Genomic DNA, 14,364 nt, shown 5'->3' with positions numbered 1-14,364 from the left:
TTTGCGAGGACTTTGCCAGCCGCAAAGCCTGCCTGACGGGCAGCTCAAGATTCACCTGCTCCTGCGAGCAGATCAAGATTCAAAGGAAACGAAGATGCAATACCGTCCCCTTGGCCGCACCGGCATCAAGGTCAGCCCCTATTGCCTTGGCGCCATGATGTTCGGCGCCATCGGCAATGCCGATCATGACGATTCCATCCGCATCATCCACAAGGCGCTCGATGCGGGCATCAATTTCATCGACACCGCCGATATGTACAGCCACGGCGAATCCGAGGAGATCGTCGGCAAGGCGCTGAAGGGCCGGCGCGACAATGTCGTGCTCGCCACCAAGTGCTTCATCCCGATGGGCCAGGATCCGAACCAGCAGGGCAGCTCGCGGCGCTGGATCTATCGCGCGGTTGAGGACTCGCTGCGCCGCCTGCAGACCGATTATATCGACCTCTTCCAGATGCACCGCCCGGCGCCGGACACCGATATTGAGGAAACGCTCTCGGCCCTCACGGACCTGATGCGTGCAGGCAAGATCCGCGCCATCGGCTCCTCCACCTTCCCCGTCTCCGATATCATCGAGGCGCAATGGGTGGCCGAAAAGCGCTGTCTCGCCCGCTTCCGCACCGAGCAGCCGCCTTACTCCATCCTGCATCGCGGCATCGAGCGTGAGGTTCTGCCGACGCTGGAACGCTACGGCATGGGCGCGCTGGTCTGGAGCCCGCTCGCCATGGGCATGCTGACCGGCCGCTACCGCCGGGGTGCAGCTCAGCCGGACAGCACCCGCGTCGCCTATTTCCCCAAGCAGATGTCGAACGAAAACAGTCTCGATGCCGTCGAGCAGCTCATTCCCTTGGCTGAGTCTGCAGGCATCAAGCTCACCCACATGGCGCTCGCCTTCGTCACCGCCCATCCAGGCGTCACCTCGGCGATTCTTGGCCCGCGCACCATGGAGCAACTTGACGATCTGCTCGCCGGCTCAGAAGTGCGCCTGACAGACGAAATCCTCGACGCGATCGACGCCATCGTCCCTCCGGGCACCGAAACGGGCCCGCTGGAAGCCAATTACCAGACGCCGGCCATCAAGACCGCCGGCTTGCGTCGCCGCCCGCTTTCAGAGCGCTCCGCCGCCTGACGGCAAAACAAGGCTGAAGGCTCGGCTATTCCAGCGGAGCCTTCGCCATAACGGCGGATCGAAACTCCTCGGCAGGCGATTGCTGCAACCGGCGTTGCGCCTCCTCCACCTCTATGGCTAGCTCTTCCAGAACCTCGTCCCACATATCGAGCGCCCGTAAGCCTTCACGGGTGCGAAACAGGTAGTCGGCCGAACTGCCGATGCTGCCTGCAGCCGTGGCAAGCCGCTGAACGGTCGTTTCTCTTGAAAGCCCGCCGGCATAGGTATTTGCCAGCGGGTTCATGGTGAAAGCGATGCCGCTTCCAAAACGCGCGCCGTCTTCATCAAATAGATCGACCCAGCGCGGAATATAAGCCTCGGCCACCATTTCTCGCCGCCACAGCAGCTCGAGTTCGTGCTGGATATCCTCTTCCGCGAGCCTCAGGGCGACGCCGTCACAGGTGCCGCCCGTATCGAGGCCGAGCACGAGACCGGGATTGTCGGGCGAACCTCGCCCGGAAACGGTGGCAAGGCAGAAGGACCGGCGCCAGCCCTCGATGCGGGCCTTCCGACTTTCGACGCTAAGAATGATCGGATTCCAGATCAGCGAACCATAAGCAAAAATCCAAACGTCGCCGGCCGGCCGCTCTGCAAGTATCGATGCGAGGGACGCCTGTCGCTCCTCATCGCTGAGAAGTTTGAGCGACGGCGCCTCTCCGGCAATCAGGTTAGCGAATGTGCCGCTCAGCAGCAGCTCGCGCGAAAGGATTTCTTCACCGCGGCAGGCGATGGCATCGCAGCCTTTATTGTTGATGGTCATGACGTTCCGTTTCCCTGAGCCAGGGATGCCCTTGATGGTTCTTTTCTACTTCCATCATTCATGCCTTACGCGCCGGATAAAGCCGTTTGCCACGGACACACTGTCTCCAATACCGGAACAATCGGGCCGGATGACATCGCCGCCCCTGCGCAGGCACCCTTTCCCTTCCCGAAACCCGCGCCACATCGTTCTGATGAAACCCATGGTGCGGGAGCCCGACATGAGCGAAATCGGCCGTCTGCTCGGCGCCGGCAAGGAAGCGGAAGTCTTTGAACATGGCACGCTGGCGCTGAAGCTCTACAGGCCCGGCCGCCCGAAAGCCCCAGCCTTCCGCGAGGCGGCCAATCTGGCGGTCGCGGAAAAGCTCTCGCTGCCGGCACCCAGGGTTCACGTCGTCGGCGATTATCACGGCCGATGGGGCCTCCTGATGGATCGCGTGACCGGCACCAGCCTTGCCGATGAGATGACGCCGGAGCCGCCATTGTCAGCCATCAAGCAGATGGCAGCACTCCACCAGCGCCTGCACCGCGAGCCCGGCATCGGCCTCCCCTCGCTGAAGGCAAGACTGTCGGCCAATATCGAGCGCGCCGAGCCTGTGCCACCGGATCTGCGCGACCGACTGCTTCTGGCACTTGCCGCCCTGCCTGATGACGACCGCGTCTGCCACGGCGATTTCCATCCCTGGAATATCCTGGGCTCCGGCGATGGCGTCATGATCGTCGACTGGCTGGACGCCTGCAGCGGCAACCCGGCCGCCGATGTCTGCCGCACCTATCTGTTGATGCGTCGCGTGCTTCCGGCAATCGCCGAGGCCTATGTCGTTACCTATGCGAAGACGGCCGAATTGACCCCGGATGAGGTCTTTGACTGGCTGCCGGTGATCGCTGCCGCCCGTCTCTCAGAGGGTGTCCCCGAGGAAACCGAGGACCTGCTGCATCTCGCATCGCTGGCCCCCGCAAACGGCTAGAGCAATTCCAGCAAAAGTGTGTAGCGGTTTTGCGTCCGGAATTGCGTGAAAACAAAGAGATAGAGCATTTTCGTGATTTGAAGAAAAACGAAAATGCTCTAGGACGGATTACGCCGCACAAGCCTCGCAGGTGCCGCGGATTTCGATCGTCGTCTTCGCCGGCTTGAACTTTTGGCTGCGCACCCAGCCCATCAAGCGGTGATCCACCTCATGGTCGTGGAATTCGATCACCTGGCCGCAGCTTTCGCAAATCGCGAAGGCGACGATGCCGTGGCTGTGGCAGTCTTCGCCGGGGTGGGCGCAGGCGACGAAGGAGTTGATGCTTTCGAGCCGGTGTACGACGCCATATTCGAGCAGTTTTTCCAGCGCCCGGTAGACCTGCAGCGGCGCGCGGAAACCCTGGTCGCGCAGCTTGTCGAGGATCGTATAGGCGCTGAGCGGCCCCTCGGCCTTTTCGAGCACGTCGAAGACGAGCGCCTGGTTGCGGGTCATTTGCGGTGCGTTCATGAGCCTTGTCCTTGCAGGTCCCTGCGTCCGCGCCAGGCGGGAAGCAGGCTCAGAATGAAGAGAATGAGAGCGGCGACGACGATCGACGGGCCGGATGGGGTGTCATAGGTCAGCGAGCCGAAGAGCCCGCCGACGACGGCGACCGCACCGATCAGCGAAGCAAGCACGGCCATGATCTCCGGTGTCGAGGAGAAGCGCCGCGCCGCCGCCGCCGGAATGATCAAGAGCGAGGTGATCAGCATGATGCCGACGATCTTCATGGCAATGGCGATGACGACGGCCATCAGGAGCATGAAGAACAGCCGCGCCCGCTCAGGCCTCAGGCCCTCGGCTTCGGCCAGTTCCGGATTGACGGTGGCTGCAAGCAGCGGCCGCCACAGCCAGGCGATCGCCGCCAGCACGAGGACGCCGCCGCCCCAGATCAGCGCGATATCCGCGGTCGAAACCGCCAGGATATCGCCGAACAGGAAAGCGATGAGATCGATGCGCACCCAGGTCATGAAGGCGACCATGACGAGGCCGATCGCCAGCGTCGCATGCGAGAGAATGCCGAGCAGCGCATCGGCCGAGAGCGCCTGACGCTTCTGCAGAAGGAGCAGCAGGATTGAGACGGTGGCGGCGACAACGAAGACGGCAAGCGTCAGGTTGAGTTCGAAGAGCAGCGACAGCGCCACGCCGAGCAGCGCCGAATGGGCGATCGTATCGCCGAAATAGGCCATGCGCCGCCAGATGATGAAACAGCCGAGGGGGCCTGTCGTCAGCGCAAGACCGACGCCGGCGAGAATGGCACGCACGAAGAAATCGTCAAGCATGACGGTCCTCCCCACTTTTGGCTCCGCTCTGGAAATGCGTGTGCGTATGGGCGTGCGCTTCTGCATGCGCATGCCCGTGGGACTGATGTCCATCGGCATGGGCGTGAGCATGGGCCTCGGCATGATCGTGCGAATGCGCATGCCCGTGATCATGTCCGTGGTCGTGATCGTGGTGATGCCCATCCTCGGGATGGCAATGATCGGTCACCGAACCGTCTTCATGCAACACGCGCCCATCCGGCAGATGCGTATGGTCGTGGTGGTGGCTGTAGACGGCAAGCGTCTGCGCCGCGCGGCTGCCGAAAAGGCGCACATATTCCGGGCTCCGGCTGACCGTCTGCGGCGTGCCGCGGCAGCAGACATGGCCGTTGAGGCAGATGACGGTATCCGTCTCCGCCATGACGACGTGCAGGTCGTGGGAGATCAAGAGAATGCCGCAGCCGGTCGTGTTGCGGATCGATTTGATGAGGTCGTAAAGCGCGATCTCGCCGGCGAAATCGACACCCTGCACAGGCTCGTCGAGCACAAGAAGATCGGGCTTTCGGGCAATGGCGCGCGCCATCAGCGCTCGCTGGAATTCGCCGCCGGAGAGATGCTGCACCTGCGCATCCAGCATATGCGCCATGCCTGATGCTTCGAGTGCGGCCATGATGTCGGCCTCCGGCAATGGCCCGGTCAGCGTCATCAGACGGCGCACGGAAAGCGGCAGCGTCCAGTCCACTGCAAGCTTCTGCGGCACATAGCCGACCTTGAGGCCGGCAATGCGCGCCACCCTGCCCTCGTCCGGCTTCAGCACGCCGATTGCCGCCTTGGCGCTCGTCGATTTGCCAGAGCCGTTCGGACCGATCAGCGTAACGATCTCACCGCGAGAAACGGAGAAATCCACACCGCGCACCAGCCAGCGGCCGCCGCGGCGCACGCCGACATTCTCAAGCGAAACCAGCGGTTCGACCTTCATACCAGCAGGAGTATTTGCGGGAGAGAGCATCAAATTTTCCGAAAGTGCTGTTGCGTCCTGCTATTGCACACGTTATAGCATAACGCAATTGATGTAATAACATAACAACTGCAATTCAAGCGGAGCATGATGATGAAACTGGCGGTGCGCCTTACCCTCGCAATCCCGGCCTTCCTTTTCGCCGGGTCTCTCCAGGCGGCCGATGCGCCCCTCGTCGTCACCTCGATCAAACCGGTCCATTCGCTGGTATCGGCCATCATGCAGGGTGTCGGCAAACCGGAGTTGATCGTCGATGGCGCCGCCTCCCCGCATACCTACAATCTGAAACCCTCCAATGCTCGGGCGCTGCAGGAAGCCAAAGTGATCTTCTGGGTCGGCCCCGGCCTTGAAGCCTTCCTCGAAAAGCCGCTGGAATCGCTGGGTTCCGACGCCATTGTCGCGAGGCTGGACGATGCGCCGGGACTGGTGAAGCTGCCCTTCCGCGAAGGCGGTGCCTTTGAGGCGCATGACGATGGCGATGAGCATGCCGAAGCCGACCATGACCAAGATGATGCCGAGGCAGACCATGTCCACGATCACGGCGCCTTCGACACCCATCTCTGGCTCGATCCGATGAATGCCAAGGCGATGGCCACAGAAATCACCACCACGCTGGTCGCCGCCGATCCTGAGAATGCGCTGACCTACGAGGCCAACGCCAACGCGCTGGATGACAAGCTCGATGCGCTGGACAAGGAAATCGCCGCAACCGTGTCACCGGTGAAGGACAAGCCCTTCATCGTCTTCCACGATGCCTATCAATATTTCGAGCATCGCTACCATATCCGCGTCGCCGGCTCGATCACCGTCAGCCCCGAGACCATACCAGGCGCGGAGCGCGTCTCGGAGATCCACAAGAAGGTCGGCGATCTCGGCGCCACCTGCGTCTTCGCCGAGCCGCAATTCGAACCGCGCCTCGTCAATGTCGTCATCGAAGGCACCAAGGCGAAATCAGGCGTGCTGGACCCGGAAGCCGCAACCTTGCCTGCCGGCCCCGATCTCTACTTCACCCTCATGCGCGGCATCGCCGACAGCATGAAGAGCTGCCTCGCCAGCGCATAGTCCGAAAATCGCAAGCGATTTTCGGCAAGGGCTGTTGCCACTTGAACAACGACAGGGCAACTCAGCGCGCCCTGCCGGACTTGCAGCCCTCCCTGCGAGAGCTGAGGCGAAAGAAAGCCGCGACACCCCCGTTCCGCCTTTTTTGTCAAAACCTGCGTAACGTCATAACATATACTGCGCGTTGAATAGCTCGCTACGCCGTAGCGCCTGCCGGGAGAACCACGACTCCGGCAGACGCTTCGGAGATGTTTTTTTGCGCAGACCTGGCCTGTGATCTTTTTTTGATCATCTTCAATTCAATAAATGGGCACAAAGAGCAGAAGCCCGGCCCCTCGCCGACCCGATCTCACGCAAACGCAAGGATCAGCTGAAACTCCCATAACTGGCACACCGCTTGCAGCAGATTCACTGGAAACCATCGGATGTACCATGCTGCCTGTCCTGACCGACCTCCTGCTCGGAGCCGCCCTCGCCCTCAGCCTGCGGCGCTTCATACTCCCCTATGTGGTGCAGGATGACATCGTGCGGGCGTCGGCTCCGGTGACGATGGTAGCAAGCGCGGTGTTTCTTGCTGCGCTTGCGCTGACCTGCGCCGACAAGAGTTTCTGGAGCGCCAGCGCTACCCTTACCGGCGGCGTGCTGCTTGCCTTCGCCTTCGACGACAGATGGCCCAGACTGGCAGTCACCGCAGCAGCCGCCTGCCTGCTTGCCTATCTCGGCATGCGCTGATCGGCGTTAAGCCGCGACAGCCGCGGGCTTGCTGCCCTTCGGCAATGCCCGCGCAACGGCGCTCAGCAGATCCGTCTGCGAAATCAGCCCCACGATGCGCCTCTCCTCATCGACGATAATGACCGCATGGGTGCGCCCATCCGTCAGATCCGGCAGCAGCCCCATCGCCACGGCGTCAGCGCGGGCGGTCGTCGCCGGCGAGACCAGCCGCTCCACCGAGCCCGAGGCGAGCGCAAGCTCCCGCAACCCGACGGTGCCGATCAGCTTTCCAGCCTCATCGCGCACCGGCAATGTCCTTATATTATGGTTGAGCAGCAGCCATCGCGCCTGCTCCACCGTCGCATCGGCATCGATGGCGATCACATCGCGCGACATGATATCGGCGCATTTGACTTCCGCATTCGAACGCGCGACGGCCTCGAATTCCACCTGGCGCAGCAGCCGGGTGAGATCGGCGCGGTCGATATCGAAGGTCTCGTTGAGCTTGGCGAGTGCCGCATCGATATCCTCCTCCTGGAAACCGGCGCGTTCGGCGGACGGCCGGTCTGCCGTCAGGTGCGTATTGACGGGTGCGGCCACCACATGCGGGTAATTGTGCCGCGACAGCTTGTGGAAGACGAGGCCGAGCGCCACCAGCAGGCAGGAATTCAGCGCGACGGGCACGAAGGGAAAGAGCATGCCCCAGCTGGCGACGACAGGCCCGCCGAGCACCGCCGTCAGCGCCGCCGCCCCGCCCGGCGGATGCAGGCAGCGGGTAAAGGACATGGCGGCGATCGCCAGCGACACACCCACTCCGGTCGCAATGATCGGATCATGGATCACGCTTGCCGCCGCAACCCCCATGATCGCCGAGATCGTATTGCCGCCGATGATCGACCAGGGCTGCGCGAGCGGGCTCGCCGGCACGGCAAAGAGCAGCACGGCAGACGCCCCCATCGGCGCCACGATCAACGGCAGATGCGAACCTTCGCCAAAGAGCGCGCCGCAGAGCAACCCGGTCAGCGCAATGGAAACCAGCGCGCCGAGGCAGGCGAGCAATCGGTCGCGCAGCGTTGCACCGGCAAGAATGGGATGGAAGAGCCGCGAGAGGGATGACCGGCGGGGCGTCTCGTCGGAATTTGGCATGCGCATGGAATACTCTTTGAAGAAGGCTGTGAGTGAAATTGGATGACGCTGCTATCGCAGCATCGAGGGTGGATTGGCCGACAGGAGCATGATCTGCTCGAAAGCCTGCAGCGGATCGGACCGCTGCTCGCGCCTCGAAATCAGCAGCGTATCGACGGGACCGAGTCGGTGGATGCTGACCTCGGCTCTCCAGGGCAGCATGTCGAGCACCGAGCGCGGCATGACGCCGACAGCGTTACCGGCAACGACCTGGGCGAGGATCGCATGATAGGAGGTCATCTCCACCGTCGGCAGGTTGGCACCGCCGCGGATCCAGCGCTCGGCAATCTGGCGGTAGGTGCAGCCGGGCTCCAGCGCGGCAAGTACCGGAAGGCGGATATCTTGCGGGGCGGCGACCGAAGCATGATGCGGCGGCAGCACGAGCAGCAGGTCCTCTTCATAGACGCGCGTAGAACAGAGAGCTTCGGCCCCGACACCGGCAGACGACAACCAGCCGGGCTCGCCCTGCGGTGTGGCGATCAGTGCGCAATCGAGCTCACCTGACAATACCGCCTTTGCCAGCTCTCGCGTAGCGCCGAGCGTCAGCTTCAGGGCAATATCGGGGTTCTGGTCGTTGAAACGCGCAAGCACGGGCGGCAGCCGGCTCGCTGCCGTGCTTTCCATGGTGCCGAGACGTAATACCGGCTTCGGACGGGCGCCCTTCAGGGCAAGCTGCGCCTCCCCGGCAAGCGCCGTCAGCCGCCGCGCATAAGAGACGAAGATCTGTCCCTCCGATGTCAGCGTCATGCGTTTGCCGTCCCGGCTGAAGAATATGGCCTCCATCTGCCCTTCCAGAGCCTGGATACGGGTTGTGACATTCGACGGCGCCCGAGAAAGTCTCTTGGCCGCGCGGGTGACGCTGCCCTCTTCGGCGACGACGAGAAAAATTTCCAGGGAAGACAGATCCACATTGATCTCGCTTGATGAACGAACTTGTCTATTATTCCAAATCAGAGAATGATCGCAATCGCCGAAACGTTCAAAATCGTCGCATCAACTGAAAACTTCTTCCGATTGGCCCCACTGGATGCAGAAAGACGAACCTGACGACTACGCCTCGCCGGCATGCCTGATGCATGAAGTGGACCCCGCCTATATGGGCCTTGAAGAGCCATGGGAGGTGGTGCGGGAATGGCGCCGCGGTGAGCGCAGGCGGCTGATTGACGCCCGCAAACGCATAGAATCAACCGAGCGCGAGCGGAAGACGGCGCTGATCTCATCGCATCTCGACAGGCTTCTAAGCCCTGTGATTGCGGGAAAATCTGTCAGTCTCTACTGGCCCTTTCAGGGAGAGCCGGATCTGCGTGGCTGGATGGCCGCAATCGCCGAGCGCGCGACATGGCTTCTGCCGGTCGTGGCAGAGAAGGCAAAGCCCCTGACGTTCCGGATCTGGACCCCTGGCGCGAAGCTGGAGCGCGGCGTGCTCGGCATTCTCATCCCCACCGAAGGCAAAGAGCGGCAACCCGATATCGTGATCGCCCCGGTCGTCGGATTCGATCGCGGCTGTTATCGCCTCGGCGTCGGCGGCGGTTATTTCGATAGGACGCTGGCGTCACTCTCCCCCAAACCGCTCGCCATCGGCATCGGATTTTCGCAACAGCAGATCCGTACGATCAAGCCGCAGGCGCATGATATCCCGATGGATGCCGTCGTCACGGAGGATGGGGTGATCAAGCGCTCCGGCAGCCGCTTCGCCTGACGACAAGGATATCGCTCCACACTCACAAAACAAAAAGGGCGGCCGAAACCACCCTTTTCCGGATTGACGTGAACTCAGCGATTGGCGCTCACAGCTCCTCATAGTTGAACCAGTCGAAATCGGCCGTCTTTGCCCGGCCCGACGTATCGAAGGCGAAGACGCCGGCAAAGGCGCCGGTGAACGAGCCGTGCTCGCCGCGCCCGCCCTCGTCCGAGACGACGCCGGCATCGAGGACGGGGCCGATCGGCTGCCAGGCGCCCTTGCCTTCCGTCTGCCAGAAGAATTGCAGGTCGTTTTCGCGGATTTCCATGGAAAGCTGCACGCGCCCCTCGGCCGGGATCGCGACGCCGGCTTCCGCCGGGAAGCTCATGCGCCCATGCGGATAATCGCCGTCGCAGGAGAAAATCGTGACACAGCGGCCGAGCTTTTCATGCAGCGTCACGACGACGGCATGGAACTTGTGGCGGTTATAATAGTGCGTCAGGCCGGCGACCTGCTGATAGGTATCCGGCGCAAACTCCACCACCGTTTCCGCGCGAAAACTGTGATGCTCCTGCCGGCGGGCGACGAGCGCCTGCTCGAACCAGGAACCGATGCTTTCGCGGCCGATCAGGCGCAGATGGCCGGGGCGCTCCGTCAGGTTGAAGATGCGCTCCGGCTGCGGCGTGCGCAGCCACTGGAAATCATCCGGCAACTTGCCGCCATCGAAACTATACTCGCTGCGGACAGGCTTTTCCGCCCGCACGGCGCCGCCAAGGCCCGGCACCTCGACATCGGGTACAACGGTGCCGTTTTCCAGATAGAGCCAGCCATCCTCACGCCAGACGCATTTCTGCAGTGCTGTCTCGCGTCCCAGCGTGCAGCGACGCTTCGGCGGCAGCGGCCGGCCGCAAAGATGCGTGTGATAGACCTGGCCATCTGGAGTTTCGACATATTGGCCGTGCCCTGCCCGTTGCAGCGCCGCTTCCGGATTATCCTTCGAGGTGATCAGATGCCGGTTCGGATGCAGCTCATAGGGGCCGTCGATATTGCGCGAGCGCGCCATCGTCACGGCATGATCGTAGCCCGTGCCGCCTTCGGCCGTCGTCAGGTAGTACCAGCCGTTCTTGCGGAAGAGATGCGGTCCCTCGACGAGACCGAGCGGGCTGCCGGCGAAGATATTCTTGATCGGGCCTTTCAGCGCCTTCGTCTGCGGATCCCATTCCTGCAGCAGGATGCCGTCGAAAGCCGGCGATTTCGGTGAGCCGCCATAGCTCTCGGTGCGGTGGTTCCACTGCATGTTGACGAACCACTTGCGGCCGTCATCGTCATGGAACAGCGATGGATCGAAGCCCGAGGAATTGACGTAGACGGGTTCGGACCATTCGCCCTCGATGGAGGGCGCGGTCACGATGTAGTTATGCGCGTCCTTGAAGTTGCCGTCGAAACGCTTGACGTCCGTATAGACCAACCAGAACTGTCCGTCCGCATAGGAAAGGCACGGCGCCCAGACGCCGCAGCTGTCGGGATTGCCGCGCATGTCGAGTTGCGAGGCCCGCTCCAGCGGCCGCCGCACCAGCTTCCAGTTCACCAGATCGCGCGAATGGTGGATCTGCACACCCGGATACCATTCGAAGGTGGAGGTCGCGATGTAATAGTCGTCGCCGACGCGGCAAATGGACGGATCGGGATTGAACCCAGGCAGGATGGGATTGCGGATCATGGCGGCTCCTCCAGAGCAAAATTGTGGTACGTACGTCAGATGATGGCGAGGCACTTTCCTCCTCCCCTCATCTCTGTGCTTGTCACAGAGATCCAGCCAGCCCAAGTCCTTGGGCTGAAAGGACTCTTCTCGCGGCGCAGACGCGCGGCGGCTGGATTCCTGTGACATCCCTTGTGCCAGCACAAGGACACAGGAATGAGGGAATTTGGGGCGACGCGCTGCCCCACCCCCCGAGGTTGCCTTTCGGCTATCTTATTCCAGCTCAGCCGACTTGGCCCAGAGATTGATGTCGGCTTCCTTGGCATAGACATCGATCTGCTTCAGCTCCTCGGCCGAAAACTCGAGATTGTCGAGTGCGGCAACGCAATCGACAATCTGCGCGGAACGGCTGGCGCCGATCAGCGCCGAGGTCACACGTCCGCCGCGCAGCACCCAGGCGATCGCCATCTGCGCCAGCGTCTGGCCGCGCTTCTCGGCGATTTCGTTGAGCTTCTTGATATTGTCGATGATCGAAGGGCGGATGAAGTCCTTCTTGAGGAAGTGGTTCCGCGCCGCGCGGCTGTCGGCGGGAATGCCGCCGAGATATTTCGTCGTCAGCATGCCTTGGGCAAGCGGCGAGAACACGATCGAGCCCATGCCTACTTCGTCAAGCGTATCGAGCAGCTTGTCGTCCTCGACCCAGCGGTTGAGCATGGAATAGCTCGGCTGGTGGATGAGGCAAGGCGTGCCCAGATCTTTCAGGATCGCCGCAGCCTCTCGGGTACGCTGCGAATTATAGGAGGAAATGCCGACGTAGAGCGCACGGCCGGAGCGCACGATGTAATCGAGCGCGCCGCAGGTCTCCTCCAGCGGCGTTTCCGGGTCGAAACGGTGCGAATAGAAGATATCGACATAGTCGAGACCCATGCGCTGAAGGCTTTGGTCGCAGGAAGCGACGAGATACTTGCGGCTGCCCCATTCGCCATAGGGACCCGGCCACATGTCGTAACCGGCCTTGGAGGAGATGATCAGCTCATCGCGCAAGCCGGCGAAATCGGTGCGCAGGATCTCGCCGAACGCCGTCTCGGCGCTGCCGGGAGGCGGGCCGTAATTGTTGGCGAGGTCAAAATGGGTGATGCCGAGATCGAAAGCCGTGCGGCACATATCGACCTTGCGGTCATGCGGGGTGTCGCCGCCGAAATTGTGCCACAGGCCGAGGGAAACGGCCGGCAGCTTGAGGCCGGAACGGCCCGTGCGGTTATATTTCATCTTCGAATAACGGTCTTCGGCCGGTTGCCAGCTCATCTGAGGTCTCCTCAACCTGTAAAAGTGCTTCTCTTCCGTATCCGCACGGGTGGCGGTCGGAAGCTGAAATCGCGCCCTCATGTCAGGTCGGGCGCGACCGCACTATTGAATTAAGCACGCCGATACGGCAAGCGCGCGGCGTGTATTGTCGATGACTTCGCTTGTAGACGCTGCTTTATGATAGGCCCTGCCCTCACACCCGTCGTGCCTTTCGGCACGTCCTATCCGCGTGCCGTCATGCTCGGCCTTGTGCCGAGCATCTGCTGCCCTCTCGGCAGATCCTCGGCACAAGGCCGAGGATGACGACGTGGATGTGGTACTCTGCCGGATCTGGGGTCTGACAGAGCCCCAGACCAACCCCGGAAGCCCTCTCCTTACCTCAACAGCGCCTGCGCCTCTTCGATACCGAGCGCCGCCGGCTGCGTGCAGGTCGTCATGAGATCCACGAACCGGCCTTCCGCACCCGACTTCAGTATCGAAGTCATGATGTCGACGCCGTGCAGCGTGCGGTCGAGCGAGCAGCGTGCATCGCGGCCCTCGATCAGCGCCATGACCATGTCCGCAAGGCCGGCCGTGCGGTAATTGGCGCGCGAGCCGTTCGGGCTTTCCTGGTTGATCTTGCCAAAGGGGTGATCCCAGGCTTCCAGGGCCTTGATGTCCTTGTCACGGCCGCTCGCTTCCACGACGCCGCCGAAGAAGTTCGGGTCCGGCACATAGAGCGAACCGTCCGTGCCATAGAGTTCCATATTGGCATGGCGGTGCGACCAGACATCCCAGCTTGCAGTCAGCGTGATGGTGGCGCCCGAAACGAATTCGAGCAACGCCTGGATCGTCGTCGGCGTCTTGACCGGGATCACCTCGCCATTGCGCGGCTGGCTGGTGATGGTGCGGGTTTCCGATGCCATCGAGGTCAGGCCGGCAACGCGCTTCACCGGTCCGACCAAGTTGATCAGGTTGGCGATATAGTATGGCCCCATGTCGAGGATCGGGCCGCCGCCCGGCAGGAAGAAGAAGTCCGGGTTCGGGTGCCACATTTCCATGCCCGGGCCCATGACGTAGCAGGCGCCCGACGTGATGCGGCCGATCCCGCCGTCATCGACGAACTTGCGCGCCAGCTGATGCGCGCCGCCGAGGAACGTGTCGGGTGCGCAGCCCACGGCGAGGCCCTTTTCCTTGGCGATGCGGCGAAGCTCCTCGCCCTGCTCCAGCGAAAGCACCAGCGGCTTTTCCGAATAGACATGCTTGCCGGCTTCGAGGGCTGCCTTGGATACCGGATAATGCGCATCCGGGATCGTCAGGTTGACGACGACGTCGATCTCGTCATTGGCGAGAAGTTCTTCGATTGTCTGCGCCGTCACGCCGTATTCTTCGGCGCGCTGCTTTGCCGCCTGCGCGTTGATATCGGCGCAGGCCAGCACCTTCAGCCCCTTGAAGAGCGGTGCCAGCGAAAAGTAAGTGGTGGAGATATTGCCGCATCCGATGATGCCGACGCCAAGTTCCTTGGTCATGGTCTGCC

The 14,364-nt window shown here is 62.2% G+C and carries 14 protein-coding genes; 5 read left to right on the top strand and 9 right to left on the bottom strand.

The genetic code is table 11. The features are described from left to right. The first annotated feature begins 94 nt into the window (after positions 1 to 94). On the top strand, positions 95 to 1,126 hold the full coding sequence (locus tag JNB85_RS20175; RefSeq protein ID WP_220336084.1) for an aldo/keto reductase: 1,032 nt from the start codon (positions 95 to 97) through the stop codon (positions 1,124 to 1,126). A gap of 25 nt (positions 1,127 to 1,151) precedes the next feature. Here JNB85_RS20175 and JNB85_RS20170 read toward each other — a convergent pair whose 3' ends face one another. Then, on the bottom strand, positions 1,152 to 1,925 hold the full coding sequence (locus tag JNB85_RS20170; protein ID WP_220336083.1) for a gamma-glutamylcyclotransferase: 774 nt from the start codon (positions 1,923 to 1,925) through the stop codon (positions 1,152 to 1,154). Between the two features lie 220 nt (positions 1,926 to 2,145). Here JNB85_RS20170 and JNB85_RS20165 point away from each other — a divergent pair, with 220 nt between their 5' ends. Continuing rightward, positions 2,146 to 2,892 carry a phosphotransferase family protein gene (locus tag JNB85_RS20165; protein ID WP_220336082.1) on the top strand — a complete coding sequence of 249 codons (747 nt, stop codon included), beginning with the start codon at positions 2,146 to 2,148 and terminating at the stop codon, positions 2,890 to 2,892. Positions 2,893 to 3,000: 108 nt separating this feature from the next. Here JNB85_RS20165 and JNB85_RS20160 read toward each other — a convergent pair whose 3' ends face one another. The 3 genes from JNB85_RS20160 to znuC are packed head-to-tail and all read right to left on the bottom strand — an operon-like array spanning position 3,001 to position 5,199. After that, on the bottom strand, positions 3,001 to 3,399 hold the full coding sequence (locus tag JNB85_RS20160; protein ID WP_220336081.1) for a Fur family transcriptional regulator: 399 nt from the start codon (positions 3,397 to 3,399) through the stop codon (positions 3,001 to 3,003). Continuing rightward, positions 3,396 to 4,211 carry a zinc ABC transporter permease subunit ZnuB gene (gene znuB / locus JNB85_RS20155; protein WP_220336080.1) on the bottom strand — a complete coding sequence of 272 codons (816 nt, stop codon included), beginning with the start codon at positions 4,209 to 4,211 and terminating at the stop codon, positions 3,396 to 3,398. The genes JNB85_RS20160 and znuB overlap by 4 nt, the downstream gene beginning before the upstream one ends. Then, a complete protein-coding gene (gene znuC, locus JNB85_RS20150; RefSeq protein ID WP_220336079.1) occupies positions 4,204 to 5,199 on the bottom strand; it encodes a zinc ABC transporter ATP-binding protein ZnuC in 996 nt (331 codons plus the stop codon). The genes znuB and znuC overlap by 8 nt, the downstream gene beginning before the upstream one ends. A gap of 102 nt (positions 5,200 to 5,301) precedes the next feature. On the opposite strand from znuC, the gene JNB85_RS20145 reads away from it, so the two are divergent. After that, on the top strand, positions 5,302 to 6,270 hold the full coding sequence (locus JNB85_RS20145; protein WP_220336078.1) for a zinc ABC transporter substrate-binding protein: 969 nt from the start codon (positions 5,302 to 5,304) through the stop codon (positions 6,268 to 6,270). Positions 6,271 to 6,699: 429 nt separating this feature from the next. Continuing rightward, the gene (locus JNB85_RS20140; protein WP_220336077.1) at positions 6,700 to 6,999 is read left to right on the top strand and encodes a hypothetical protein; all 300 of its coding nucleotides are present in this window, start codon (positions 6,700 to 6,702) and stop codon (positions 6,997 to 6,999) included. Between the two features lie 6 nt (positions 7,000 to 7,005). On the opposite strand, the gene JNB85_RS20135 is transcribed toward JNB85_RS20140, so the two are convergent. Both JNB85_RS20135 and JNB85_RS20130 read right to left on the bottom strand, forming a co-directional pair. Then, on the bottom strand, positions 7,006 to 8,130 hold the full coding sequence (locus JNB85_RS20135) for an HPP family protein (RefSeq protein WP_220336076.1): 1,125 nt from the start codon (positions 8,128 to 8,130) through the stop codon (positions 7,006 to 7,008). Positions 8,131 to 8,175: 45 nt separating this feature from the next. Beyond that, positions 8,176 to 9,072, bottom strand: coding sequence for a LysR substrate-binding domain-containing protein (locus tag JNB85_RS20130; RefSeq protein ID WP_220336075.1), 897 nt, complete (start codon positions 9,070 to 9,072; stop codon positions 8,176 to 8,178). A 118-nt stretch (positions 9,073 to 9,190) separates the two neighbouring features. Between JNB85_RS20130 and JNB85_RS20125 the strand changes: the two genes are divergently transcribed. After that, a complete protein-coding gene (locus tag JNB85_RS20125) occupies positions 9,191 to 9,862 on the top strand; it encodes a 5-formyltetrahydrofolate cyclo-ligase (protein ID WP_220336074.1) in 672 nt (223 codons plus the stop codon). Between the two features lie 88 nt (positions 9,863 to 9,950). On the opposite strand, the gene JNB85_RS20120 is transcribed toward JNB85_RS20125, so the two are convergent. From JNB85_RS20120 to JNB85_RS20110, 3 genes are all read right to left on the bottom strand, one after another. Next, entirely contained in the window at positions 9,951 to 11,564 is a 1,614-nt protein-coding gene (locus JNB85_RS20120; RefSeq protein ID WP_220336073.1) for a glycoside hydrolase family 43 protein, read from the bottom strand. 252 nt (positions 11,565 to 11,816) lie between these two features. Continuing rightward, positions 11,817 to 12,848 carry an L-glyceraldehyde 3-phosphate reductase gene (gene mgrA / locus JNB85_RS20115; RefSeq protein ID WP_220336072.1) on the bottom strand — a complete coding sequence of 344 codons (1,032 nt, stop codon included), beginning with the start codon at positions 12,846 to 12,848 and terminating at the stop codon, positions 11,817 to 11,819. A gap of 374 nt (positions 12,849 to 13,222) precedes the next feature. Continuing rightward, positions 13,223 to 14,356: a Gfo/Idh/MocA family protein gene (locus JNB85_RS20110; protein ID WP_220336071.1), complete on the bottom strand. Its 1,134-nt coding sequence runs from the start codon at positions 14,354 to 14,356 to the stop codon at positions 13,223 to 13,225. Positions 14,357 to 14,364: the final 8 nt, after the last annotated feature.

The organism is Rhizobium mesosinicum, assembly GCF_019511345.1.
Taxonomy (GTDB): domain Bacteria; phylum Pseudomonadota; class Alphaproteobacteria; order Rhizobiales; family Rhizobiaceae; genus Rhizobium; species Rhizobium mesosinicum.
The sequence above is the reverse complement of the archived record's forward strand: the minus strand, read 5'-3'. Positions and strand labels throughout refer to the sequence as shown.